23 protein-coding genes are annotated in these 26077 nt (G+C 38.3%); 11 read left to right on the top strand and 12 right to left on the bottom strand.

What is annotated here, in order from left to right:
* Positions 1-7: 7 nt before the first annotated feature.
* From DK846_RS03820 to DK846_RS03795, 6 genes are all read left to right on the top strand, one after another.
* On the top strand, positions 8-778 hold the full coding sequence (locus DK846_RS03820; RefSeq protein ID WP_109967562.1) for a tetratricopeptide repeat protein: 771 nt from the start codon (positions 8-10) through the stop codon (positions 776-778).
* Between the two features lie 65 nt (positions 779-843).
* Positions 844-1149 carry a putative quinol monooxygenase gene (locus DK846_RS03815; RefSeq protein WP_181391604.1) on the top strand — a complete coding sequence of 102 codons (306 nt, stop codon included), beginning with the start codon at positions 844-846 and terminating at the stop codon, positions 1147-1149.
* 69 nt (positions 1150-1218) lie between these two features.
* A complete protein-coding gene (locus tag DK846_RS03810) occupies positions 1219-2673 on the top strand; it encodes a PAS domain S-box protein (protein WP_109967560.1) in 1455 nt (484 codons plus the stop codon).
* 194 nt (positions 2674-2867) lie between these two features.
* On the top strand, positions 2868-4679 hold the full coding sequence (locus tag DK846_RS03805) for a KUP/HAK/KT family potassium transporter (RefSeq protein ID WP_109967559.1): 1812 nt from the start codon (positions 2868-2870) through the stop codon (positions 4677-4679).
* 52 nt (positions 4680-4731) lie between these two features.
* On the top strand, positions 4732-6450 hold the full coding sequence (locus tag DK846_RS03800) for a potassium channel family protein (RefSeq protein ID WP_109967558.1): 1719 nt from the start codon (positions 4732-4734) through the stop codon (positions 6448-6450).
* A gap of 75 nt (positions 6451-6525) precedes the next feature.
* Positions 6526-8337 carry a KUP/HAK/KT family potassium transporter gene (locus DK846_RS03795; protein WP_109967557.1) on the top strand — a complete coding sequence of 604 codons (1812 nt, stop codon included), beginning with the start codon at positions 6526-6528 and terminating at the stop codon, positions 8335-8337.
* 36 nt (positions 8338-8373) lie between these two features.
* Here DK846_RS03795 and DK846_RS03790 read toward each other — a convergent pair whose 3' ends face one another.
* Positions 8374-9222 (bottom strand): ComEC/Rec2 family competence protein, encoded by an 849-nt coding sequence (locus DK846_RS03790; protein ID WP_109967556.1) that lies wholly within the window; start codon positions 9220-9222, stop codon positions 8374-8376.
* 256 nt (positions 9223-9478) lie between these two features.
* Here DK846_RS03790 and DK846_RS03785 point away from each other — a divergent pair, with 256 nt between their 5' ends.
* The gene (locus tag DK846_RS03785; RefSeq protein ID WP_109967555.1) at positions 9479-9661 is read left to right on the top strand and encodes a hypothetical protein; all 183 of its coding nucleotides are present in this window, start codon (positions 9479-9481) and stop codon (positions 9659-9661) included.
* 170 nt (positions 9662-9831) lie between these two features.
* Positions 9832-10794: a metallophosphoesterase gene (locus DK846_RS03780; protein WP_109967554.1), complete on the top strand. Its 963-nt coding sequence runs from the start codon at positions 9832-9834 to the stop codon at positions 10792-10794.
* 33 nt (positions 10795-10827) lie between these two features.
* Here DK846_RS03780 and DK846_RS03775 read toward each other — a convergent pair whose 3' ends face one another.
* From DK846_RS03775 to DK846_RS03760, 4 genes are all read right to left on the bottom strand, one after another.
* Positions 10828-11811: a DNA-3-methyladenine glycosylase family protein gene (locus DK846_RS03775; protein WP_109967553.1), complete on the bottom strand. Its 984-nt coding sequence runs from the start codon at positions 11809-11811 to the stop codon at positions 10828-10830.
* Positions 11808-13109: an APC family permease gene (locus DK846_RS03770; RefSeq protein WP_109967552.1), complete on the bottom strand. Its 1302-nt coding sequence runs from the start codon at positions 13107-13109 to the stop codon at positions 11808-11810. The genes DK846_RS03775 and DK846_RS03770 overlap by 4 nt, the downstream gene beginning before the upstream one ends.
* A gap of 187 nt (positions 13110-13296) precedes the next feature.
* A complete protein-coding gene (locus DK846_RS03765; RefSeq protein ID WP_109967551.1) occupies positions 13297-13863 on the bottom strand; it encodes a hypothetical protein in 567 nt (188 codons plus the stop codon).
* 70 nt (positions 13864-13933) lie between these two features.
* Positions 13934-15343, bottom strand: coding sequence for an MFS transporter (locus DK846_RS03760; protein WP_181391603.1), 1410 nt, complete (start codon positions 15341-15343; stop codon positions 13934-13936).
* Between the two features lie 360 nt (positions 15344-15703).
* Between DK846_RS03760 and DK846_RS03755 the strand changes: the two genes are divergently transcribed.
* A complete protein-coding gene (locus tag DK846_RS03755; protein ID WP_181391602.1) occupies positions 15704-17419 on the top strand; it encodes a bifunctional metallophosphatase/5'-nucleotidase in 1716 nt (571 codons plus the stop codon).
* Between the two features lie 57 nt (positions 17420-17476).
* Here the strand turns inward: DK846_RS03755 and DK846_RS03750 are convergent, their stop codons facing one another.
* The 3 genes from DK846_RS03750 to DK846_RS03740 form a co-directional block, all read right to left on the bottom strand.
* Positions 17477-18631 (bottom strand): aldo/keto reductase, encoded by a 1155-nt coding sequence (locus DK846_RS03750; protein WP_109967548.1) that lies wholly within the window; start codon positions 18629-18631, stop codon positions 17477-17479.
* A gap of 108 nt (positions 18632-18739) precedes the next feature.
* Positions 18740-19075, bottom strand: a complete 336-nt coding sequence (locus DK846_RS03745; protein ID WP_109967807.1) for a winged helix-turn-helix transcriptional regulator — start codon at positions 19073-19075, stop codon at positions 18740-18742.
* Between the two features lie 174 nt (positions 19076-19249).
* Positions 19250-19927, bottom strand: coding sequence for a DUF2115 domain-containing protein (locus DK846_RS03740; protein WP_245926454.1), 678 nt, complete (start codon positions 19925-19927; stop codon positions 19250-19252).
* A gap of 298 nt (positions 19928-20225) precedes the next feature.
* On the opposite strand from DK846_RS03740, the gene DK846_RS03735 reads away from it, so the two are divergent.
* Positions 20226-20687: a GNAT family N-acetyltransferase gene (locus tag DK846_RS03735; protein ID WP_109967547.1), complete on the top strand. Its 462-nt coding sequence runs from the start codon at positions 20226-20228 to the stop codon at positions 20685-20687.
* Between the two features lie 33 nt (positions 20688-20720).
* Here DK846_RS03735 and DK846_RS03730 read toward each other — a convergent pair whose 3' ends face one another.
* The 4 genes from DK846_RS03730 to DK846_RS03705 all read right to left on the bottom strand — a co-directional run bounded on the left by DK846_RS03730 (position 20721) and on the right by DK846_RS03705 (position 25693).
* A complete protein-coding gene (locus DK846_RS03730) occupies positions 20721-22028 on the bottom strand; it encodes a cache domain-containing protein (protein WP_181391601.1) in 1308 nt (435 codons plus the stop codon).
* Between the two features lie 220 nt (positions 22029-22248).
* Positions 22249-22692 (bottom strand): hypothetical protein, encoded by a 444-nt coding sequence (locus tag DK846_RS03725; protein ID WP_109967545.1) that lies wholly within the window; start codon positions 22690-22692, stop codon positions 22249-22251.
* 640 nt (positions 22693-23332) lie between these two features.
* Positions 23333-23713 carry a winged helix-turn-helix domain-containing protein gene (locus DK846_RS03715; RefSeq protein WP_245926453.1) on the bottom strand — a complete coding sequence of 127 codons (381 nt, stop codon included), beginning with the start codon at positions 23711-23713 and terminating at the stop codon, positions 23333-23335.
* Positions 23714-24334: 621 nt separating this feature from the next.
* A complete protein-coding gene (locus DK846_RS03705) occupies positions 24335-25693 on the bottom strand; it encodes a hypothetical protein (protein WP_181391600.1) in 1359 nt (452 codons plus the stop codon).
* A gap of 182 nt (positions 25694-25875) precedes the next feature.
* Between DK846_RS03705 and DK846_RS03700 the strand changes: the two genes are divergently transcribed.
* Positions 25876-26070 carry a hypothetical protein gene (locus tag DK846_RS03700; protein WP_109967540.1) on the top strand — a complete coding sequence of 65 codons (195 nt, stop codon included), beginning with the start codon at positions 25876-25878 and terminating at the stop codon, positions 26068-26070.
* The last annotated feature ends 7 nt before the right edge of the window (positions 26071-26077 follow it).

The following is a 26077-nucleotide window of genomic DNA, read 5'->3' as shown; positions in this document are numbered from 1 at the left end:
GCTCATTATGCCTGATAAGGAGGAACTGCCATTCAGATCAGGAATGTCAGCCTTCAAAGACAAGCAGTATGATGAAGCAGCTGCTCATTTTTCAAAAGCGATTCAGGATCATGCTGTAATGCATAAATCCTTCAATGCACTAGGAGTTACATATTCTAAAATTGGAAAAATAAAAGAGGCTAAAGCATGTTTTTTAAAGGCTTATGCTCTTGATCCTACCAATGAAACATATAGACGTAATCTGAAAAAAATTTGCGAAAAGATTCCGGAAAAAAATAAACCAGCGATAGTTCCACATAAGCCCAGAAAATCACTTAAGAGAACAAATGTCCTCATTATGCTCAGTGTTACGCTGATTATTTCCATTCTGATTCTGGTTCTTGGTTTTCAGTTTATGTCAGAAGTTCAACCACATATGGGGACAATGTTGAGTGGAACTCTGGAACAAGGACTACTGGTTCCATGGATGCAATCTGAGGAGCCGGAAATACACATTCTGCCTGTTGTTACTGTACAAGTTGAAGACAAACGAATTGAATTCTTATTTAATAAAGATCAGGATCTTTCTTCAGTTGATAGGATTGAAACTGTGATTACAACACCAAAAGGAAAAGATGATTCTCAAGTTACGTTTCCTCCGGTCACAAATCCGCAAAACAATGTATATTATGCTATAGACGATCCCTTTGCGGGGAAAGAAAAACACCTGATAATGACCATGTATTATCAGGATGGGACATATGGAGTTATTGCCGATATGAAGTTACCTCCCAGGTGATCTCTATATTGAATAGAATCTTTGATATAGTCTAGATAAATAGTACCAGATAAATAAGGATGAGCATGCTTGTTGTTATCGCAGAGTGTAGAATTCTTCCAGATCATTGGCAAGAATTTGAAGAAGAGATGGAAATAATTACAGAATTGGTTAAATCTGAATCAGGATGTCTGCGATACGATACGACAACAAGTATTGAGGAACCAGGTTTATTCTATATTATTGAAGAATGGGAAAGTAAAGAGCATTTTAATGCACATCTTAAAACCCCTCACATGGTTAATCATAAAAACGTAGCAGCAACTTGGGCCGCTAAACCTGTTCGATTATCCCTTTATGAAGTACTAACTATTCAACACATTGAGATCTGATCAAATAGCAACAGCATTGATATATTTATTTCTGATATTACTTAGATCAGATTACTACCCCCATACACCATGACTGGAATTGAAGATCCCTTTAAGGTACTTTTTATTGATGATGATCCCTGGCTATTAAACGTCGCCCAGTTATATCTTGAAAAAGAAGGTACACTCAGGATCACACCAATTACTGATGTATGTAAAGCCATGGACATGCTTTCACAGAGTGCGTTTGATGCAATAGTATCAGATTACCATATGCCAAACATGAATGGACTGGGTCTTCTTACATGGCTGAAAAAAAATAATAATGATACCCCTTTTATAATTTATACCGGAAAAGGGCGTGAAGAGGTTGTCATAGAAGCTCTCAATAAAGGTGCAGATTTTTATATTCAGAAATCAGGAAACGCAAAAGCAGAATTTACTGAACTTGCCAGTAAAATAAAATATGCGGTCGAGAGAAGAATCTCTAAACGTGAACTTGATGAAGCAATAACTAACCTAAAACGAAGCCAACAGATAGCACATATTGGTAACTGGTTGTTAGATTTCGAGAAACGCAAATTTTCGGGATCTGAAGAGGTATTAGCAATATTTGGTCTTCCTCCTAATCATAAACCAACAATCTCTGAAATAAATAATTCAATTCATCCAGAAGACAGAGAATTGGCTCAGTCATCTCTGAAACGGCTGAAGAAAACCGGTGAACCTTACAACATTGATATACGAATATTCAGAAATGACACTGGCGAATTAAAGTATATCCAGACTCAAGGTCATCTGCTTAAATCTGAAAAAGATGGAAAAAATATTGTTTTCGGAACTATTCTTGATATTACTGAGAGGAAAAAAACAGAAGAAGCCTTGAGTAAAACAAATTCTTATCTGGAAAATCTTATTTCTATAGCTTCTGTTCCAATTATTATTCTAGATCCCCAAGGAATAATTACCAGAATCAACCATTCTTGTTCAGAATTAATTGGGTTACCTCCAGAACAGATCGTCGGGATATCGATAATGGATCTGTTTCCACCAGGCCAATCAGAAGCAGATATGGCATCAATTCTTAATACTTCATGTAGTACAGGAAAAGCAATAAAACTTGATCTCCTTCATGTAGACGGGATGATTAAGACTGTTCTTTGGAACTCTGCAACCCTTTATGATTCAGATGGTAAAACACCTGTTGCTACAATTGCCCAGGGACAGGATATTACTGAACAACTTCGCCTGGAACGGCAGCGAGATGTGGCAGAGGTTCAGATTCAACAAAACCTTGCCGAACTTGCAATACTAAATGATGGAATAAGAAATCCCCTAATGGCTATTTCCGGATACGCAGAACTGTATGAAAACTCAGATATCACAAAGAAAATTCTCCAACAGGTTGAATTTATCGATGATATGATATCCAGAGTAGATCGGAGATGGGCAGAATCAGAAAAAATTTTGAACTTTCTGCGTAAGCATTCTGAAGTATATCCAAGACCTTCAGAAAAGACGACATGTAATTCAGATTGGAAATAATTCTAATAATTATTATCTTACTGGCATTCTGATTTTAATCTTTTATTATTGCTCGTTTTATATAGTAGTATTTAGGATTGTTTTTTCGAATCATCCTACAATAATTATCCCGGTATATCCTAGTAGCATTTGATGTTTACCATTCAAAAACAAACACTCATATTCATCCAGCGGTGATGTATCATTAGACATTTATGGAGCAAATTCCTCCGCTATCATCTATAATAAAAGCTACAGGACTTGTGTTCGGAGATATTGGGACAAGTCCTATTTACACACTTTCAGTTCTCTTTGCTTTGGTTCCTCCTAATGAGGAGGACATCATGGGACTAATTTCATTCATTTTCTGGACACTAACCATCCTTGTCTCACTTCAATATGCAGTTCTCGCAATGCGACTATCTCATAATGGTGAGGGAGGGACTATAGTGCTTAAAGAACTCCTAACGCCGATGTTGAAACATCCAGTAAGTCTTGCAATAGTAACCCTACTCGCTACCATTGGAATCTCTCTGATGATAGGTGATTGCGTAATCACACCCGCAATTACCATACTTTCAGCTGTAGAGGGAATCCCTCTGCTTCCGATTATGAAGAATATCAATCAAAGTTTGTTAATAGGAATTGCAATTCTCATTACTGTCATTTTATTCTGGGCTCAGCAGCGTGGAACTGAAAAGATAGCATCTGCATTTGGGCCTGCTATGACTATCTGGTTCCTGATGCTGTTTGGAACCGGGCTATATTCTCTCGTACAAAGTCCACAAATTCTTTTATCTCTCTCTCCATCATTTGCATTCAGGTTTTTTGCAGATAATCCCATAGGTGCTTTTCTTTCATTATCTCTTGTGATCCTCTGTGCAACAGGAGGAGAAGCCCTGTTTGCTGATATGGGTCATCTTGGAAGAGATCCAATTCGGTATGCCTGGATATTAGTATTCATTGCAATATTTGTCTCATATCTGGGCCAAGGAGCATATCTTCTCAGAACCGGAAATGTAGAAAATCCCCTTTTTGAAATGGTGTATTCAGAAGCATCATTCCTGTACATTCCATTTCTTCTTGTCATGATTATGGCGAGTGTGATAGCTTCACAGGCAGTTATCAGCGGGATATTCTCAATTACATTTCAGGCGATTTCCACCCATCTGCTCCCTATGTTACATATAGATTATACTTCATCGCAGGTCAGAACCCAGATTTATATTGATGTGGTAAACTGGATGCTTTGTGGATCTGTTATACTGATGCTTCTAATCTTCCAGTACTCTGAAAGACTTGCTGAAGCCTACGGTATTGCAGTAACAGGGACCATGTTGATAACCGGAATATTAATGAGTGCAATATTCTGGCACAAAAAGCAATCATCTTTTTTTCTTCTATCTGTCTTTGTTACACTTGTTGACCTGGCTTTCTTCATCTCTATGATGACCAAGATTCCTTCCGGAGGGTTTTGGTCGTTGATTATTGCTGCAGTTCCCTTTTCGGTTATCATCATCTACACCACCGGGCAGAAGGCCCTGTATCGGAGAATGCGCCCGATGGATTGGTCATCATTTATAACCAAATATTCAAAAGCCTACAAAGGAGCATCCCATATAACCGGTACTGCAATTTTTTTTGCCAGATCATTTGACCAGATTCCCCCATATATATCCAGAACCATTTTCACAAGCGGAATCCTGTATGAAAAAAACATAATTGTAACCATGAATATTACCGAAAAACCATTTGGACAGACATCATCTTTTAAAGAAGATCTGGAGCCCGGCCTTTCGATTCTAACTATTTCGCGAGGCTATCTGGAAGTAATCGATATGATGAAGATAATTCATCTTGCAGGTATCGAAGAACGAACGATATTCTATGGAATGGAAGAGATTGTAAGTAGGAAAATTTTATACAAAGTCTTTTATCTTATCAAGCGGATTTGTCCATCGTTTGTTCAATATTACAAGCTGCCAGCCCAAAAGGTACATGGTGTAATTACCAGGGTAGAATTATAATTATATTCAACTGAACTCTACAAAGAACTTAAAAAATTAAATTTTAGATATTATGAATTTCCTTAAAAAATTTATCATCCGAACAAAAACCCGGATTATTCATTCATATCACCTGCAATTACTCCTCTACCTGTTAGCCTTTTTTCTGGTAATCTTATCGTACGTTTTGATTTTCTGGTTCTATTATCCAATATATGAGGGAAAAGAAGTCTCCCTGATGAAATCTCTCCTCTTTGTCATGGAGACAATTACTACCGTTGGGTACGGAGAGTTTGTTCCATTTAAAACAGACCAGATGGCATTTGTTGCCATCATTATTATGTCCTCCGGGATTGTTGCATTCTTCGGGATCATCAATATTCTTATTACACCGATGATACAATCGCGAATAAGACCAACTCCGCCACAAAAACTCTCATTCATTCCTAGAGAACACGTAGTAATATTTGGGTATTCTCGCGTTATTCAGGAGGTTATTGATAACCTGAAAGTCATCGGAACAACCGTAGTACTTATAGAAGCTGATCAGGATCGGGCATTGCAACTTGCAACGAAGATGGCTCCTGATATTCAGGTTATCTGGGGAGATTACCATGAAGAGAAGACATGGAAGGCAGCCGGTGTCACTCAGGCCGGATACATCATCCTCTTTCTAGAAGAGCGGATAAGTGCACGGGTCACACTTGGAATTAAAAAGATCTCATCAACAGAGATCATTGCAGTTATTACCGACAATTCACTTGAAAAATACCTGAAAATATGTGGTGCTGATCAGGTCATTTCGACTAAGGATATTCTCGGTGCCATAACTGCTCTGCATGCATTACTCAATGTGGACCCTGCTATCCTGGAAAATAGTGAACTGATGAAAGATGTCCTTACTAAGACTTCCACTGTTTTGGGATCTTGTCAGATTGTCCGCATTCCCATTATTCGTAAAAGTTGTGCGATAGGTAGAACCCTTGGCGACCTTCATCTACCGGAAAAATTTCAATTCACTCCGTTTGCTATTATGGATAAAGGACAGATTATATTATTCCCACCAGATTCATTCGTCCTCAAAGAATCATCTGTCCTCATCCTCCTTGGAAATAATGCAAATCTTTTTAAAATGGTTATGAATCAATTCATTACTCCTCATAAAAAACAACTCACTGCTATCATCGCAGGATATGGAGATATGGGGATGATGATAAATCGTGATCTGACAAAACTGGGTATTGTAACCCGGACAATTGATTCAAATATATCATCAAATCCGACCATTCTTGGGAGTGCCGAAAAAGAAGAAGTTCTGATAGAAGCCGGAGTTAATGATGCACACTTTCTTCTGGTAGTCACCAATGACGATGATATCAATCTTTTTACCACTCTTATGGCACGGGAGTTGAATCCGGATCTGACAATTTTCTGTCGGGCAAATGATCCTGAGTCTGTCTCCTGGATGTACCAGGCAGGAGCTGATTATGTCATTAATGTCCCAACAATTATAGCCCAGGCTCTGGGTAGACTTATTCTCTACGACTCATCCCAGGTACTGATGAATATGCGAGGGGAAAACCTTCTGGTGGTAAGATATTATGATATAAAAAGTACTGAAATTACTTGCACCAAAGCAATAAAAACAGTTACCGGTTCCTCTGTAATTGCAATAGATCATTCAGGGGACCTGATATTTCCAGGAAACACTGACCATGAGATCGTCCCTGGTGATGCAGTATATTCATTCGGAACACCGGATCAAATCAGTCGCTTTATAGGTTTTCTATAACTGGCATATTTCCATTTTTCTCACAGAGAGCGATAAGAATCATATCTGTATGCTTCTGACTGAGTATACAGATTTATGGAGCCTCTCCCCTCGGCAGCGTCTATCAAAAAAGCTACAGGACTTGTTTTTGGTGATATCGGTACAAGTCCCATCTATACACTTGCTGTTCTCTTCCTTTTTATAGAACCAACCCGTGCCAATATTATGGGCACTATCTCGCTCATTTTCTGGACTCTGACAGTAATGGTTACTGTGCAATATACTATTCTTGCTATGAAACTTTCTCAGACCGGAGAAGGAGGAACTCTTGTTCTGAAAGGAATTCTGCTCCCACTCATCAAACATCCACGAGGGGCTTCAATTTTCACTCTTCTTGCCATTCTTGGTATCTCACTCATGATAGGAGAATGTGTAATAACTCCTGCCATCAGTATTTTGTCAGCAGTTGAAGGAATCAGGCAGATCCCGGGAATGGAGAGTATCGCTCAGGAGTGGCTTATTCTTCTGGCGATATTTATTGCATGCTGGCTCTTTTTTTTCCAGAGAAGAGGAACGGAGGGAGTTTCAAAAACGTTTGGCCCAATTATGATAATCTGGTTTATATCCCTTTTTCTTACTGGCCTCTTCTCAATAATATTAAGTCCTGAGATCATAACGGCTATTAATCCTGTTTATGCAGCTAAATTTTTCCTGCATAACGGTGTTCACGGTTTTTTTGCCATGTCTCTTATAGTTCTTTGTGCAACAGGTGCTGAAGCACTTTTTGCTGACATGGGCCACCTTGGCAGAGAGCCGATACAATATGCCTGGGCCCTCGTTTTCATATCTGTTCTTGCATCTTACCTTGGTCAGGCAGCATTTCTCCTGAGACATGCTAATGTTGCGAATCCTCTCTTTCAAATGGTTTTCACTGAAGTTGAAATATTGTATATTCCCTTTTTGATCCTTATGATAGCAGCAACAGTGATAGCTTCACAGGCCGTTATCAGTGGTATTTTCTCAATTATCTATCAGGCTATCACAACCCATCTTCTTCCGATGCTCCATATTGATTACACATCAGACGAACTCAGAACTCAAATCTACATCAATACCGTGAACTGGCTCTTATGCATCGCGGTGATTCTTGTGCTTTTAATGTTTCAGTACTCTGACAGACTTGCAAATGCCTATGGTCTGGCAGTAACCGGGACGATGTCAATTACCGGGACTTTTATGATCTCTATATTCCTTGCAAGGAGGCAGTACCTTCACGCAATGGTTGCTGTACTGGTTACAACTCTTGATGTAACGTATTTCATGTCAACATTCAGCAAAGTAACTCACGGTGGATATCTATCATTGATTATTGCTTCAATTCCGTTCTCTCTTATTTTAATCTACACTCACGGGCAACGTAAATTATACCAGGCAATGCATCCGATGACTCAGGATCAGTTTTTACGAAGGTATACCCGTGCATACTTTAGTGGAAGACATCTGAAAGGAACTGCCATCTTCTTTGCACGATCAATAGAGAATGTTCCCACCTACATATCCCGGACCATGTTCAACAATGAGATTATTTATCATAACAATGTTCTTGTATCAATAGATATCACTGAAAAACCATATGGGCTCGAATATAGTGTGAGTAAAGAGATTGCACCAGGTCTTGCGACCCTCTCAATCAGGTATGGATACATGCAGGTCATAGACCTGATGTTTATTATTCGAAAAGCCGGTATTGAGGAAAAAACGATCTTTTATGGAATGGAAGAGATCGTGACCCGGAATATTATCTGGCAGATCTTTTACATTATCAAACGTCTTTGTCCATCATTTGTACAATATTACCGTCTTCCTCCCCACAAGGTTCATGGTGTTGTAACAAGAGTAGAAATGTAATTTTTCCGGAAATATTTTCTAGAAAAAATGCATTTGTTATACCGGCGCTCTGGTTTCAACTACACTTACAAGCGAGAGGGTAATCTCAGGCTCCATTCTGAGATTTCCAACTGAATAAATAGTTCCATCAGTACTGATTGTGATGGTTCCATCTATGTCTGTTCTCATGAACTTCGCTCCTACTGTCTGAAGAATGTTGAGAGTATTCTGGTTTGGATTTCCATCAGGATTTCCGTCACCACTACTGACTATGGCAATATCTGGATGGACGTTCATAACAAACCCAGGATCTGTTCCCTGCCTTGATCCATGATCAGCTACTCTCAAAATCTGGGCACTTACATTACCAGGAACTGTCTGTTCTTTACCCATGAGAAGGAACCGGATATTACCGTACGTAATCAGGGGGATCAGGGTCTCTGCCCCGGTGTTGCCATCAGGTTCAGAACTGATGATAGAGATATTCACTCCTTCGGCAAATGGTACTTCATTTCCTTTTCTGACTGTTGTATGTGAAATATTTTCTTCATCTATCATTGTGAGGACATCCCGGTATGAACCATCAGATACATTCCATCCTCCATCAAAGTATTCCCTGGTCGGGGTAGTATTGAGAATATTTGTTAAAGCACCTGATTTTCCTTCTTCCGGACTGGTCAGAAGTACCTGATCCAGAGTTGTTATTCCAAGTGAATGAAGATAGTATTTTGTGAGATTTCCGGAATTAGCTGTTCCGGCATCAATTAACATATTTTTTCCATCAGCCTGCAATAATACTGCATCACCTTCATTTACGTCAAGAAAATGAACTTTGAGATCAGCAGAAACGGGAAATATAATAAAAAAAATAACTAAAAGACCAATAAAAGCATACGATAATGACATCAGTAGTTGTCAGTCTGAAATGTTATATGCTTCGTGGCTATGATGTTGTGTAAAATATTGAATTTATTTAAATGTTATCTTTCGCATATTGGTATAATGCATCCCGGGTTGATTTCTGATAAGAGTTGAATATATAGGGAATAGGTTTAATAATTGTTTAAATTCCTTCGGCGGTGGTATATTTCAGAGAACATTTTTTCCAATCAGGCTCTGAATAATCGAAAAAGATATTCTTTACCGGGTAAACACTACTTATATGAAAAATATGGAGATGAAGGTTGAGGGGTCAGTCCTCACGATAACTGTTGATCTTTCAAAAGAATTTGGCGAATCAAAATCAGGGAAATCAATTGTTATAGGTTCATCAGAAGGAAATATTTCCATACCTGATAATGATGACATCAAAATTGGGCTGAATGTGTACCGAAAAAAGGCATAATTCATTTCACATTCAGGTTTCCTGATATCTGTCTTTTACATTGCAATCTCATTTTTCATTTTGCTGATACAAGAAAATTCTTCTTTTACTATCCTCTAATGTGTACTTAGAGAAGGTCATTTATCTTATTTATCTGAATAATTTACCGAAATGTCACAGAGATTTTTATTATGAGAACAATCGGGGTTTTTGTTTTCCTGATTATTGCCTTTATGCAATTTCAGGTCTATGCAGATGAGCAGCACGGGTTTGATATTTTGAATGAATCAGAAGGTACTCATACCTATTCGATAGTTCACCTTTCAGATACACAAAACCTCGCAACCAAATATCCGGGAACATATAATTATACATTTCAATATCTAGAATCAAACAAAGAAAAATACAACATTTCAGCGATTATTATCACCGGAGATCTGGTAAATACATACGATAGCAAAAAGGAATGGGAAGCATACGCGAATGCGATTAATAAAACATCAATTCCCATATATGTCACTGCTGGCAATCATGATACAAATTATGGAAAAGATGACCGATATTATTCAACATATACTGGAAATACCGATCGGTACTCTATCACTTCTATAAATGATTTCAATCTCGTAACAATTCCATATGTCAAAAAAAGCATTCCATCAAATGATTTCATGAATATCAAGAATGCTTTGAATAAGTCTCCTCATTCGATGACCATCATTGCAACTCATTATTATATGGATAAAGATGGCATTTTATCACAATTAGGAAAAGACATCGGAGAAAAAATTGTTCAGGGTCCGACAATTATCATGGCCGGACATAAAAGTGCCCATTTTATTAAAAATAATACGAACGATTCGTTTCCAGTGATACAGGAGATAACTGACTTTCAGAATGGGGTGAATGGACCGACAGGCAAGGATTATTCTGCCGGTACATTATATACAATACAATCCCGTAATGGAACAATATCTCATGTTTCAGCTCGGACCATCACAATTTACCCTGAGCAGAATCTGGGACCTGACCAAATTATTTATTCTTCAGATATGTCACAGATAAAACCCGGAACAAATTTTTTTAATGAGTCATCAGACTATCCTAAGACCGAAAATATTTTCGATTCACTTTTTAACAGAATACAGGACTAAAAAGTCAAAAAGTCTCAAATTTTTTTATTTATATTACTGAGTAATATTTGACCTTTTTTTGAGATTTTCTTTCTTTTCAGAGACTTCCAGATAAAAGGAGATCAACCCTTTCCATGAGCCCCAGTTTTCTGCAAAGGTTCTTGCCTCTTGTTCTGAGATCTTTTTTCCATTAAAAAAACGGTTTCCAATCATTCTTCGAAGAGCTATATCTGCTGCCGGGAAAGCATCCGGTCGGTGAAATCCACGAATCATTGTAAGTTCTGCAGTCCATCTGCCTATACCCCGGATTGAACAGAGTTTCTCTATTATTTTTTCTGTTTCTGGGATATCCTGCATAGATTCAAGATCAAGTTTTCCAGAAGCAATCAGATTTGACACATCCCTGATGTATTCACTCTTTCTTTGTGTTAATCCACATTTTCGAAAAACTTCAATAGATGTATTGGCAAGTTGTTGCCGAGTCGGATAGCAGTAATATATTTCGTTATCAAGAGTCAGGGATGATCCGGTCTCTTTTATCAGACGGTGCTCAAGTTGATATGCTACAGATAAAGAGATCTGCTGTTCTATTATTGAATCAACAAGAGCTTCAAAAACAGTTGGCGTTTTGGGACTTTTTAATCCATAACAATTATTGAAAAGAGTCATAAGTTCTCTATCTTCTTTAAATTCGTCATACATGAGCGTTAAATTATCATCAAGACTAAGAATATTTTTTATCAGATCCTCAATTTGGGATAAAACTTCTGAGGATATACTGCTTATGCTGGTAATGGTAAGAGAGAGAGAGGGAGATGATACACTACCTGATGATCGAATCTTAAGATGAACCGGAATATCCTGAACTGACACAGTAAGAACTAATTCATTACCATCAAATGTCCTGATTACAGGATCTCCACCCGTAAAAATAAGGGCACTCTCATTGAAGTCATAAGGCTCCCTGGGATATACCAATATTTCATAAAGCCAGACATCTGATTGGAAATCCTGTCTGATAATTTTTGAATATTTCATATCCGATTCTTGTAAAAATTCTGCAGATCAAGTATAGTGATTTTCCGGTATATCCACCAGAGGACAGTAACAAGAACAGGCCAGATAATTGCCCATCCGACAAAAAGCAGAATGACACCTGTCAGTAGAAAAGATATCCCGCTCACTATCAAACCGAGCCGATTATCTTTTAATAGAATTAATCCAGCAGCTGAACCACCAAGATAGGTCAGAATAAAGGTTGCATTTGGAATCTGAATGAGTGTTGCAAGTGAGACAATACCTGTGCTGTATACCAGAAGAATACATGCAAAGCATGCTATTAAAAGATATAATCCGCCTACCGGAGTTAAAAATCTGGGAGAAATACGTGATAATGCCCGGGGTGCACTACCGGATTGTGAAAGTGTATATGCAAGACGCGAAGCAGCCCCGATATAAGCAATTGATGGAGCAATGGTGATAAACAGGGTAATAAATCCAGCAATATACATCCCATACTGTCCGGCTGCAATTCCTATCAGATGAATCAGGGAAACTTCAGAGATGCCCGGACCATAACTATGTGTTCCAATAACTGCAGCCACCGTCGCCAGATACAGGATACTAATCAATACTGATGCGATTATTGTTCCTTTCAGTACATCCCGCCTGGGATTTTCAAACTCTTCTGTAACATGGGATATCGCTTCCCATCCTAAAAAACACCAGAAAATCAGAGTAGCTGAGTGGCCCACGCTCATCCATCCGTGTGGAAGAAAGGGAGTTAGATTTGTAAGATTAATAGAGTGAATACTTCCCAGAACGGCACCGACAAGGATTCCAATGGTTGCCACAACAACTGCAAGTTGAATCTGTCCGGTTAATTTCATCCCAAGGTAATTTGATATTAACCCGATGGTAAGAATACAGATCGTGACCGGGATTCTGGCAGTATCTCCAAGTCCAAAGGCATTACACGTATATCCCGCACCTGTCAGGGCTATGACCGGAACAGCCATAATCGCTGATAGTAAAAAATAATATCCTACAAGCGATCCGATTGCAGGATTATAAGCACGTGAAACAAAATATGATACTCCTCCGGCATTCGGTAATTTGATTGAAAGAAATCCCATGGTCAAAGCCATTGGTATTGCCAGAAGACTCATAATAAGCCAGGCAAGGAGTGAAGCCGGGCCTGCTAATTCTGCAGTAAGTCCGGGTAGTAAAAGTATGCCGGAGCCTAAAACAGATCCGATATATAAGGCTATTATCTGCTTGAGATTGAGTGAAGCAGTTTTGGGAAGCGATGTTTGTGTATATGGTTGACTATTCATTTCAAAGATGGCACAAAGGTAAGATATTCTTCAGAGATGGGAGAAGAAAAACCGGAAATTTTATGCACTGAAATGCCTTTTATTCCAGATTTGAATAATCAGATGACAAAACAGTGCATGAATCATACATAAGGGATTTATCATAAAAAATAAAAAAAATCGGAATTTAGATCTGCATAATTAAAAATTATGATGAATTTTTCTGTGCAATTTTCTTTTTCGCATATGGCGGATATTTGACCGTGAAAACAATTCCCACAATCATGGAGATCCATAAGAAAGCATCACCAAATACCCCGAAATAATCGGGAATATATAATTCAATAATACTTTTTATGGTTCCGAGCAAAAATAGAAGCCCCCAAAATCCAGTTATTACCTGGTTTATCCTGATAAAATGTATGTCATTCCATCTCTCTTGTGGAACTTCCTTTCTTGCATACTGAATAGTAAATGATTTACCGACTGCAATTGATCCAAATGCAATTAATGTCAGAACAACATTGGATGCCAGACCGATAAATGGAATTATTTCATACACATGAAGCGGTATAACCAGCAGACAAACTATGATGAAATAAAGCAGAGTTGCCCAGGGAACAATCAGTTTATTCTTCAGGTCAGTCCAGTTTAATACAACAGAAAGAAGAAGACAGATGACCAGACAGATTTCAAGCTGAACTAATGAATGTCCAGCAAGAACACCAAATACGATCCACGGAGAAAATGAAATAAGCAACGTTAGTGGGTTCACAATGAGCGTTTGTTACTGTCCGGGATAAAGATTCCTTTGGTTTTTTATTAGAGAAAAAGAAAGATTAATATTATGCCTGTATTCCCTTGACAGTATCTCCTGTTCCCCGCAATGCCGAGACAATTATTGCAAATATTGTAATTACTGATGAAATCCAGAAAGCAAGAGTAATGCCGTGAGTAAAGGCAACCTGGATAGCAATTGGCTGATGAACTCCTCCAAAGACAAACATGTTCATCATTTCATCAAGAGGAACAGTACTAATCAGCAGAGGCATCGCTATGGTCATGGAAATGACCATACCAGTATTCTGGAAAAATGCCCGCATAGCAGAAGCTGCTCCCCGGCGTTCCAGTGGAACTGAAGTCATAATCGCACTTGTGTTTGGTGGCTGGAATAGACCAGATCCAAATCCATTGATAAAGAGCCAGACAGCAATTGAATAATATGCAGTATCATACTGCATCATTGCTAAACCAATAAGTCCGATAAGTGAAACTGCAAGACCAATTGTGGTAATCAGACGTGAGCCATATCTGTCTGAAAGGGATCCACCAATCGGCCCTGCCACAACAATTCCAATTGCCATAGGCACAACAAGAATACTTGCAACCAATGGATCATATCCCTGGAGACCCTGGAAAAACAAAATAAGAAGCATCATCACAGCCCCTCGTGCGATGGCATTGATGAATGCACTTGACTGACCAAATAAAAAGATCCTGCTCTTAAAAAGGGACAGATCTACCATTGGATAGGGAAAGGTAAGTTCCTGTCTTATAAATCCCCAGAGAGAAACCAGTCCAATAAGTAACAATGCCAGCATGAGAGGATCAAAGAGTCCAATCATGATTGCAGCACTACCATAAACCGTCAGGGTGAGAAATGCAATTGCAAACAGGATCATACCTTTGATATCAAATGATTCGAGGCCTGAGAATTCCCTTACTTCTTTCAGATTTTTTATTGCATAATAACTGGCAAAAAGGCCTATTGGAATATTGAGAAAGAAGTTCAGGCGCCAGTCAATCAGTGTCAGAAAACCTCCGATCACCGGACCAATTGCGAATGTTCCTGCCATAATCATTGAGAGAATTCCCATGGCACGACCGAGTTCATGTTTTGGAAATGCATCTACAACGATGATTGTTCCATTTGCAACTATTATTGCTCCGCCTATTGCCTGGATGACACGAAATCCAATTAATTGATACACATCGGCGGCAATACCGCAGAGGAGTGAAGCACATGTAAAGATCACAAGACCGTAGACATAGATCTTTTTTCTCCCGTACATATCTGCAAGACGGCCACATGCTGGGGCAAGAATCGTCATAACAAGCATGTAACTGATGAGAACCCACATTACGTTCACCAATGTGGTGTTCAGACCAACCATCATTGTTGGAAGGGCAATAATGAGGGTACTGGCATTGAGAATACCAACCAGCGTTCCTAGTGAAGCAACTGTAAGTGCCACCCATTTATATCGATCATCAGATGATGATTGGGAGAGGGGAGGATTTTTGAATAACACCTTTACAATTTTGAGGGGAAACTATACAATGGTCGCGGTTGAGGCACAGGATTACTGCACATAAAACAAGAGGACACAAAGATTATTGAGAAATTTCTGATAAAAAGGAGTCTTTCTGTTCCCTTAATTCATTAGTTCATATTGAGAATAGGATAGTGTATCAATGATGGTTCAATTATTCTACTTCTCTGCATTTTAATATATGAGAGAGATGATGATAGTGATATCATGGATATTTGGGAGAATGAATAAATGTACACAAATATGAGTTTTTTATTCAAACATAAAGGATGCCGTTTAATAATGCAAATTCTTTTTCTGTCATTATTGATTGCATCAGAACTTTCTCTGGCAGAAACCCCGGCTCCTGATCAGTCTCATGCTTTACAGGCGGAGAGTTCTGTTAACATCACAATTCTTGCCATTAATGATTTTCATGGCCAGATAACTTCCGGGAAACAGGTAAATAATACTCCTGTCGGCGGGCTTGGATCTCTCGCATCATATCTGACCGGGATAATCCACAATGCAGGTCCCAACCACACGATCATTGCCCTCCCCGGAGATCTTACCGGGGCATCAACACCTGAATCGGGATTACTTCTGGATGAACCATCTTTGATCTTCTATAACCTTTTTTCAGGAAATATCTCAAAAGATCAGCCATATTATCCGATAACTTCATGCCCTGTTATCGCCACGGTGGGAAATCATGAGTTTGATCATTCAGTATCAGAACTTTTAAGAAAGATTAATGGGGGGAATGGAAATACGTCAATTCCCCATTTGCAGGATCCGTATCCTGGGTCAGAGGCTAAATTCATTTCATCCAATATTTATTATAATAATTCATCCCTGAACTCATATAATCCTGAAAACCTATTGCTTACGCCATATACTGTGAAAATTGTGGATTCTGTTCCAGTTGCATTTATTGGTGCTACTACAATTTCTACTCCTTCAATTGTTTCTCATGATAATGTCAAAGATCTTGTCTTCAGAGATGAAGCAGATGCAATCAATGAACAGGTAAAAATTCTTCAAAATCAGGGGATTCACGCATTTGTTGTTCTTTTACATGAAGGTGGTTCTCAGGATCCCTATGATGGTCAGACAAGAGATAACGTGAATGTGACAGGCAGGGTTGTAGATATCGTATCTCATTTGGATGGAGATGTTGACATTGTCCTGTCTGCTCATACTCATAATTTTACCAATGTATATCTGAATAATTCTGAAAATAAATCCGTACTGGTTACCCAGGCGTATTCATACAGCAAAGGGTTTGCAAATGTTAGTTTTTCAGTTAATACTTCAGACGATGAGATCGAATGGAAAAGTGCATCAATTGTTATACCCTACACAAACCAGTATCCGGGAACCCAGCCAAATCAGGAGGCTTCATTTCTGCTCAATGACACGTTGAATCTTACAAATCCACTACTCAACACTGTTATTTCATACACTGATATGAACATCAACACAGCACGTGATGAGAATGGAGAGTCAAATATGTACGACCTTGTTACTGATTCAATGCGAAATGCTATGAAAACTGATATTGGTCTTCTTAATGAAGGAGCAGTCAGGGCCGATATATATCCGGGAAATATTACAGAAGAAAAGATGTATGAACTCCTTCCTTTTGGCAATAATATTATTGCCGTCAACATGACCGGTGATCAAATCAGGCTTGTTCTTGAAGAACAATGGAACAGAACAGTTGCAACAGATCACAATATTCAGATCTCCGGATTTTCCTATACCTATAATGAAACAAAGCCAGTTAATAATAAAATTCAGTCACTTTCATTCAATGGTTCAGTGATGGATCCTGATAAGGAATACTCTGTTGCAACAATAAATTATCTGGCTTCTGGTGGTGACGGATATTCCATGATGACTCAGGCAATACCTGGAGTTACCGGGCCGTTAGATGTTGATGTATTGACATCGTATATCAAAGAACTCCTTGTCCCACTCAGTATCGTACAGGACGGAAGGATAATGCGAGTTTAAGGAAAAATTTTAAACAGTTTTTTATTGAAGTTACAGTTTTTTAATTAATTATAATATTTATTTTCCAAAGAATTCAGCAACTTCTTTTAGATATTCCCTGATGGGAAGTTTTTGTGGACATTTGTCCTCACATTCTCCGCATTCGATACAGCATGAAGCATACCCAGGAATTCCTCCTGAAAATACACCATTTAATGCCCAGAGATATACTCCCTGGGCCTTTTCTTTCGCATCGTATGTATACGCCTGATTATAATAGGTAAAACAATCAGGAATCTCTACGTTGTTTGGACATGGCATACAGTACCGGCAGCCGGTACATGAAATTTTAGTCCTGGAGGCAAAAGTGTCCCGCATTTTTTCTATAACTGAAAGTTCTTCCACTGAAAGAGAATCAGGAAGTCCCTGATCTGTACTGGCAAGATTTTCTTTGACCTGTTCCATTGCTGACATTCCAGAAAGTACGACAGTTACTTCCGGATGGTTCCATACCCACCGAAGTCCCCACTCTGATGGAGTTCTCCTGACCGGAGCATCTAGTAAATATTGATGAATTAGTGGAATATCTCCTGAAAGAAGACCGCCCCGGAGTGGTTCCATAACAACTACCCCGAGGCCGCGTTCAGATGCATATTCAAGACCTTGTGTTCCTGCCTGATAATGCTCATCCATGTAATTGTACTGGATTTGGGCAAATGTCCATTCATATGCGTCAACAATCTCCTGAAAAACTGGAAACTGATCGTGAAAAGAAAATGCCGGATATTTTATTCTGCCGTCTTTTCTGGCTTCATCCAGAAAATCTAGTACCCCCAACCGGGTAAGATTAGCCCATGTTTCTCCGCCAAGTCCGTGGAGAAGATAAAAATCGATATAGTCCGTATTCAGTCGGGAGAGTTGTTCATCCAGATATGTGTCCATCTCCTCGCGTTTTGTAATGAGCCAGCTCGGAAGTTTGGTAGCCACAAAAACCCTGTCCCGGTATCCTTCGAGTGCCTTTCCAACAATCAGCTCACTTTCTCCATTGTGGTACGGATAGGCAGTATCGATATAATTGACCCCTCCTTCAATAGCTGCATGGATCATATCAATGGCCTTTTTTTCGTCAACACATATTCCGTTCTGCTGGTCAGGAATCTGTGGAAGCCTCATGCACCCAAACCCAAGAATTGAAATTTCATCTTGACATCGTGGAAATTTCCGATACAGCATTTTTGTACCTGCCTTTAGATTACAAAGATCTTGTAGAGGTAAATAAGAATCAGGGACAAAAATGTCAGTATATGCCGGTTATGATGAAGGCAGTGAGAAAGAGTATACCTATAATGGTTCACGTATCTGGTCTGCTAACTCTTCACTAGCCCAGTCTTTGAGAGACATGAGGAGTGGTATGACACTTTCACCCCGCCTTGTCAGAGCGTACTCTACATGAGGGATTTTACCGGGAAATTCTGTACGTGAGACCAGGTTATCTTCTTCAAGAGCCCTGAGCTGACGAGTCAGCATCTTTTGAGAAATATTTGGAAGTTTCGTTTGAATTTCTCCGAATCGAAGTGGATTATCTTTTATTTTCCACAATATGAGTGGTTTCCACTTGCCTCCGATAACATCCATTGCTGCCTCTACTGAACAGATATATATTCGTTTTTTTGGCATACTGGTATGCAAATATTCCATTGGTACCAATTGCCTATAATATTTCTCAAGTTGAGAAAAAGATCGAAAATATGAGAAATGTTACAACCAGAGATTAGTTGCAAAAGATTACAAAATATATGAATCTTTATTTCCTGAAATAGATCTTATCACGTTTTTCTGGAAAAATATGTCTTATCCATTAAAATGGTGATAATCGTAACAATTTTTTATATATTCCTGCTTTCTGTTTTCGCTTGCATGCACTGGTGGTTTAAGATACCCTATTTCAGGAGTCTGCTCTGCAGGGCAGAACGGACATAATGCTGAATCAACATCGTTTGATTTGTTTCTGACCGGACAAAAATACGTGCCATCTATGAAATCCACTTTATCTCCACCTGGAAAAGGCATACCAACAGGATGCCCTGGAATTTTTAGAACAAACATGCAGAACCCGGATAACAAGAATTTGAGAAACCGGATCTGATTTTCTTTGTTTTGATCCTGAGAACAATGAGATGAGACCATGATCCAGTAATCAGATGAAGTATCTGAAAGTTGTTCAATAAGAGTTATGAAAATACCCTGTTGATTCATAAGACGGATCTTCTGGAATGTTCCATGAAGATGGCCGGTAATAGTTTCTTCGAGACGCGTTTTGAGGTCCGGAGAATAATCCTTAATTTTTTCTGAAAAATTCCATCTCATCTGTTCCAGATCGCGTGGAGAATATGCAAGTACGATATCAGCAATGCTTGCTCCAAGTTCACCAACGGTTTTTATGGCTGCGAGATCTATGCACATTTCTCCAATAGGTTTGTTGAAAGGTGTATCCCGCTCATGTGGTGATAAGAATGAAAACCGAGTCATAACCCTGCCTGGAAGAGATCCTTTTGAGAGTAATCCCTACTATGCACGTTATTTCTTTATCTGAATCTATATATCTTTCATAGTATCTGAAAAGAAACCCCGGGTTTTAATTATGAAAGGACTTCAGTGAAATATATCTGAACGAATATCCCCGAAAGTCCTGGTATTTGGAATCAACAGTTAATCTATACACCATAATCAGGCCATACTTCATAATAGAAACAGGCAATACCTGTTATGGAGATGGAAACCTGAATTTGATTTCTCATTTTTCTAAAAATAACAAGGAGACAGGCTTATGAGTGAGTGCTCTATAGAACAGGTAACATCAGAATCATTTTCTGATTTTTTTAAGTTACTCTGCGAATTAGCAAGGTATGAACATCTTACTCCACCAGATGTTGATGCAGAATCCAGACTTAAGCACGATCTCCTTGATTCTCATCCCCGGCTTGAAGCATATATAGCCAGATATCAAGGCAGTCCAATCGGGTTTGCAACTTTCTTCTTTTCCTATTCAACGTTTCTTGCAAAACCTACCCTATTTCTTGAAGATATTTTTGTTCTTGAGTCATACCGGGGAAATGGATATGGGAAAAAACTATTTGATTTTTGTAGAAATGAAGCAAAGGTCAGGGGATGTGGAAGAATGGACTGGATGGTGCTGACATGGAATGAGCCATCAATTCAGTTTTACGAAAAAATAGGTGGGTCACGTCTTGGCTGGTATACATACCGGCTCTCGCAGGATCAATTGTGAGATCCTGCCTGTTATTTTTTTGTTACAGGATATTTATGTCCGGGGAAAAATCCCGGATCCAATGATCATATCTTTTCCTGCCAATTCTGTATATCCTAGTTTGAGTCTGATGTCATAATCAGATCCTGGGTCAGAAAAGAAATAATAGGTATATCCGCCTCCATGTTCTGCATTAGTAATCAACTGCTTTACCGGATATTTTCCATATGGATCCTGATCATTGAGACGGTTTTCTCCAACCAGGCCGGGAAGATAAGGATTGGCTAGTAAAGTTCCATTCAGATCAAAAGCAAAAATAAACATATCAGGATTTGAAAATGATCCGTTTGGATTATTAAATTCTTTAATTGCAGCATCCTTTCCGTGTTCATTGACATATGATACTGCATCGTGAACTTGATTTACTAGTTTTTCCCGGTTTTCATCTGAAAAATTTACCGGAATATCTGAGAGATACCTACCTGTTCCAACGACCCAGGAATTATTTATTGTTTTGATATATGATGCCTTGAACTCAGGCTGGTTTCCGATATCCGGATTATCAAAGACATAATACCAGAATCCGCCACCTTCTTTTGCAACAGTGAGTTTTTCCCCACCAATTGAGACACCATTTACATCAGTAAAAGTAGACTCATTTGTTCCGATTTTATCCTGGTGGAACGGATGAGCAAGAGTTGTCCCGTTTAGATCAAAAGCAAATATGTACGAATCATTCGTGGTAAATGATCCGCTTTGATTATTGAATTCATCTACTGCTTTTTCTTTTCCAACCTTTTCAGCGTACCTGACAGCATTATCAACTGTAGTGCTTAGTGAGGTTCCTATAGATTCAGGAATCGTATCTGGAATTGAAAGATTTTCTCCATAGATACCTGAACCAAGCCACCAGGAGTCATCGACTCGCTTTACGTACGCAAGTTTGGATTCAGTCTTACCTGTCAGAGGATTTTCATATTTATATGATACAAATCCACTTCCATTTAATGCAGTATCCTGCATCAATTGAATCATATGAAGACCGTCAGGGTCGACAAGCGAAAGTTTGTTGCTGCCTGTGTATTCAGGGTGAAATGGATGAGCGAGGTTTATTCCGGAAAAATCATACGCCCAGATATATGCGTCGCCTCTTGTGAATGATCCATTTGGATCTGCAAAAGCCTTGAGTGCAGAATCTTTTCCTGCACGTTGACTGTACACAACAGCTTCATCAACAAAATGAACAAGATCCGAGACTGTTGAAATATTTTTTTCTGGCTGAGTTTTTTCACCTGAAATTCCATTACAGCTGATGACAATAATCAGCATGAAAATGAATCCGACCAGATACCGATAATTCATAAGGGGATATCTGATGTGGAAGTATTTGAGCATGATGATTTTTTAGCAAAAAATTATCCAAAAAATCGGAAACACCAATGTCCTGAGATTTTGGACACAAGAGAGGAAAGAAAATTTCTTTGGATAAATGCAGTATTATGGTATCATAATACTGCAGGTGTGTATTCTATTTCTGAGAATACCTTGCTGAAGATTGTAAGGATGTTCTTGTTATATAGAACTATGAAGTTTTTGCCTGGTCCCTTGGTGCAGGTCTTGCATCAGGATGTGCTTTCCAGAAATCATTCAGAGCAGTTGTTGCTTTACCAGCATCCCCACCGTCAATTGCTGCCTGAATCTGTGAAACATCAAACCCTTTAGCAGTAAGGTTTGTAACTGTCTGCTTTATCCGGTCCATGGACATTGGCGGTCGTGCTTCAGGATGTTGATCATACAGGTCGTTTAAAAGTTTAAACGCACCCTGGTTATCTCCTTTGTCTATAGCAGCCTGAATTTGAGAGACATCATAGCCCTTTGCAGAAAGATTTGCCAGAGTGTCTTTCATATGATCAGCATAATGTGCTCCACCGGTCTGCTGATCATCAGGAGCTGCAGCACAGGTAGATATCAACAATGTCGTGAAGATTACCAGTGTGAAGAGACTCCCAATCAAGAATTCTTTCATAAACTACTTCCCATACCGGTTATAAAACCGGTATTTCGAATCAGTGATGCTTTGCAAAAGTGACATCATTGACATCACATTGCACTCCCTACATTATATCTTCATTAAAAAACCATTATGCCAAAGTCACCTCTCAATTAGACCCAAATCTCACCCAAATTAAGAGGATATTTTCTTCTGACGCGAATGATCAGAAAAAAACTACAAATAATTATTCAATACTTAATCTGACTAACAAGATCAAGGCTATTGTAGTAAATATTGTGGGAATAAACTGAAAGGGCCCATCTCTGAATGAAACCAATCCCAAAAGATGTATCATAAAAGGACTTGCAGTTATTACATTAAAAAGAAGCGATACGATTATCAATATAAGTCCTAATGTAAACCGGTTCGGAATATTACGGTATAATTTTGTATAAATAACAATGAGAGGAATTAATAATCCAATATTTATCAGAGTAAAAAAGGTTTTTGCAGGTAGATAGGGATCTTTTTTGATAAAATGCTCAAATTTCTGATAAAATGGTAACAACGGCAACAGATCAGGAAAGAACAAGGAGCAAATAAGATACAAAATTGGTACAAGTAATATAATGAAAATGACAAATAGTATTAGAAAATCCTTTTTATCCATTCGTTAAAACCTCTCATCTTTATTTTCTTGGTCGTCACATGATTCTGTTTTGTCATTTGTGTATGGTTCGTTGTGATTGCTACGAATCTGTATAAACTCATTATACTCAGTATCGAACACCTCTGTCAGAAAAAAAATTTTGCCATATCCGGATCCTTCAGGTATTACTATCTGGTTTGTGATGAGAAGATCCAGGTGATGACGAATTGTTTTGTAGTCTAGATTTAAAATTTCGGCGAGTTGATGTGCATTGAGGGGTTTTTCATGAAGGGTCTCAATTATACGTGCCCTGTTTTCACCTCCCCGTGACCCGGCAATCAGCCACCAGACATTTCGTCTCATTGATATGGTATTTTGAGTATTATTATTCGGATCTAGAAACATGTAGGTATTTAATTTAGATAACTATTGCTATTAAAAGAGATATAATCTATGAAGTTGTTGATTTTGCAAATAAACTCTATCATTACAATGATAATATAATCATCAAAAATTTTCGACATAAATCCGGTCATCAATAGGACAGAGATGAATCCGCTATGTGATAAGATGATATGATTCTCTTTAATCCTCAATTTTACCATGAAAAGCTCGATATTTTTCATCATTAAAATTTGATGAAAACCATCAAGTCATTTTCAAAATTATAATTCGATTTTAATAAAAAAATATTCATTAATATTCTGGTATGTGTCAAATCTGAATGTATATTCAGTTTTTCTAAGAAATAATTATATGTACTATTTGGTATCGTTGTATCCCCTCTTACTGTCTGAACAAAATATTCAATTTCAGATTGATTTATGTGAAAACCACATATGTTAGGATAGGTAAAAATTAAGTCCGGATTATTATTTCATAATGCTATACAACTAAATCTGGATTTATTATGCCGGATGTGAGTGATTAGAAACTATGAGTAATAATTATAATATCTCTCATACCCTTTCAGAGTAATTCAATTGGTTTCAAATATGCGAACGCTTAAAACATGAGATTGTTCATTTATTCAATAATCTTATATTCTCCTGGAAACTTGGTAAAACCAGGAATATCACGGTCAATGTAATGAAACATTCTGTTTACCAGATCCGGATCATATGCAGATATTGCGTAACTGGCAGATAATGTCATAATATCCTCAAACGTAGAGAGGAGAAAGAAAAAACCCGGAGGTTGAAAAAAACTTGGAAGAATATAGGCATTGCGGACTGATAGTTCACCTGGATTCACCTGTTCACGATTGATGATGCCCGTATTTGAGAATATAGTAGTTTTACTTTTACCCTCCTTAATGTTGTTCCACACAGAGTTGATAAGCTTCTGGGCAGCTGTATATCCAGAATCGAAAAGGATCTCGCTTTCAACCATCTCATAAAGTCCTGACCTTCTGGATTTTATCTCATTCATCAGGACATGGATTCTTTTTCCGGTATCCTCAATAGATTCCACAGGGTTTAAGGGGATTCTGATTTCAAATGAGGTTGAGACATTAACCAGAGATCTTCTGGGTATGATTTGAAGATATCTCCGGAGATCAATGGTAGTATATAATGGGATTGTTACCTTTAATTTTTCATTGAGTACAGAGGCTATTGCACGTACAAGGACTGCAATCATAAAATCATTCACGGTAATGCCCCATTTTCGTCGAGTTTTTTGGATAATTTCTGTCCGGTCTGGATGAAACATCATTATAGAATACCGATACTTCTCTGCATGAAGGGACTGCAACGGAACTGATATTGGGGAAGACCAGCCAATTGGAGGTTTTGGAGTTTCTATCGGATTTTTTTCCGTAATGAAGGTTGTAACACGTGGTAATTGATGAGATTGGATTGGAGTTATGGGAATTTCAGTCAAGAATCCGGACTGATAATCATTATAACACCTTATTATAAGTTCAACAAAATCTTTGAGACCGCGAGCATCCATTACGATGTGATGAACATTGATAACAACAATGTCTCCTGTTTTGGCCGAATTCTCTAACAGAATAATCTGAAATAGTTTTCCAAGGTAAGGATCAAGCGGATAGGAAAGAGCCTGAAACAGAAGTTTCAAAGGAGTCCGGGAAGATAATAGAAGAATGTGATCTGGAACATAAAAATCCGAACATTCCTGCCAGAAGAGAGTATTCTGATCTCTGATAATTCTACATCTGGTAATAGGTTCTGCTAAAGATGCCATTTCTACTGCTTTTTCTAAGAGATCAAATCGTACCTGACCATCGAGATGGATCACCATGTGAATAATCTGATTAGAGAATGTGCAAAAGAGGTCTGTCGAAAGATCAAATGGATTTACCGGATATCGTTCATTTTGAAGAGTATCATGAGAATGGTTTGGTATCATCGTATTCATGTAATTGCTCTTTAAAATCTCAGTGCTACATATTTGTAACAAATGTTTCATTATATATTTCAAATATTTGTAACTTCCACAGTAAAGAAGGGAAAAAGATTTGTATATACAAAGAAAAGGATGATAGTTGAATTCGTAAGAAGGTAAAAAAAAGTAAAAGGTAACGTGGAGTGTAATCAATAATGAAAGAAATAACTGATGTAAAACGAATGGAAAATGGACTTGCATTATATTATGGAGGTATGGCTGCCCGAGAATTCGTATCATTTAATTATGCTGAACTTATTGATATGAAGATTAATGCACTCGATCTACTGGAAAATCCAAATTATTATGGTGTGGACGTAGATAAACGTCAGATAATTAGTAAGAAATAACAGGGGA

It is taken from the genome of Methanospirillum lacunae (assembly GCF_003173355.1).
Lineage (GTDB): Archaea > Halobacteriota > Methanomicrobia > Methanomicrobiales > Methanospirillaceae > Methanospirillum > Methanospirillum lacunae.
This window is presented reverse-complemented; position numbering and strand designations above follow the sequence as displayed.

Bases quoted from the DNA above. Each gene is read 5' to 3' on its own strand.
- DK846_RS03750 (WP_109967548.1), bottom strand. From the start codon at position 18,631: ATGCTGTATCGGAAATTTCCACGATGTCAAGATGAAATTTCAATTCTT.
- DK846_RS03745 (WP_109967807.1), bottom strand. From the start codon at position 19,075: ATGCCAAAAAAACGAATATATATCTGTTCAGTAGAGGCAGCAATGGAT.
- DK846_RS03770 (WP_109967552.1), bottom strand. From the start codon at position 13,109: ATGAATAGTCAACCATATACACAAACATCGCTTCCCAAAACTGCTTCA.
- DK846_RS03790 (WP_109967556.1), bottom strand. From the start codon at position 9,222: ATGTCATTATCGTATGCTTTTATTGGTCTTTTAGTTATTTTTTTTATT.
- DK846_RS03715 (WP_245926453.1), bottom strand. From the start codon at position 23,713: ATGTTTCTAGATCCGAATAATAATACTCAAAATACCATATCAATGAGA.
- DK846_RS03735 (WP_109967547.1), top strand. From the start codon at position 20,226: ATGAGTGAGTGCTCTATAGAACAGGTAACATCAGAATCATTTTCTGAT.
- DK846_RS03725 (WP_109967545.1), bottom strand. From the start codon at position 22,692: ATGAAAGAATTCTTGATTGGGAGTCTCTTCACACTGGTAATCTTCACG.
- DK846_RS03785 (WP_109967555.1), top strand. From the start codon at position 9,479: ATGAAAAATATGGAGATGAAGGTTGAGGGGTCAGTCCTCACGATAACT.
- DK846_RS03800 (WP_109967558.1), top strand. From the start codon at position 4,732: ATGAATTTCCTTAAAAAATTTATCATCCGAACAAAAACCCGGATTATT.
- DK846_RS03815 (WP_181391604.1), top strand. From the start codon at position 844: ATGCTTGTTGTTATCGCAGAGTGTAGAATTCTTCCAGATCATTGGCAA.
- DK846_RS03775 (WP_109967553.1), bottom strand. From the start codon at position 11,811: ATGAAATATTCAAAAATTATCAGACAGGATTTCCAATCAGATGTCTGG.
- DK846_RS03820 (WP_109967562.1), top strand. From the start codon at position 8: ATGCCTGATAAGGAGGAACTGCCATTCAGATCAGGAATGTCAGCCTTC.
- DK846_RS03780 (WP_109967554.1), top strand. From the start codon at position 9,832: ATGAGAACAATCGGGGTTTTTGTTTTCCTGATTATTGCCTTTATGCAA.
- DK846_RS03730 (WP_181391601.1), bottom strand. From the start codon at position 22,028: ATGAATTATCGGTATCTGGTCGGATTCATTTTCATGCTGATTATTGTC.
- DK846_RS03740 (WP_245926454.1), bottom strand. From the start codon at position 19,927: ATGACTCGGTTTTCATTCTTATCACCACATGAGCGGGATACACCTTTC.
- DK846_RS03810 (WP_109967560.1), top strand. From the start codon at position 1,219: ATGACTGGAATTGAAGATCCCTTTAAGGTACTTTTTATTGATGATGAT.
- DK846_RS03795 (WP_109967557.1), top strand. From the start codon at position 6,526: ATGGAGCCTCTCCCCTCGGCAGCGTCTATCAAAAAAGCTACAGGACTT.
- DK846_RS03705 (WP_181391600.1), bottom strand. From the start codon at position 25,693: ATGAATACGATGATACCAAACCATTCTCATGATACTCTTCAAAATGAA.
- DK846_RS03805 (WP_109967559.1), top strand. From the start codon at position 2,868: ATGGAGCAAATTCCTCCGCTATCATCTATAATAAAAGCTACAGGACTT.
- DK846_RS03700 (WP_109967540.1), top strand. From the start codon at position 25,876: ATGAAAGAAATAACTGATGTAAAACGAATGGAAAATGGACTTGCATTA.
- DK846_RS03755 (WP_181391602.1), top strand. From the start codon at position 15,704: ATGCAAATTCTTTTTCTGTCATTATTGATTGCATCAGAACTTTCTCTG.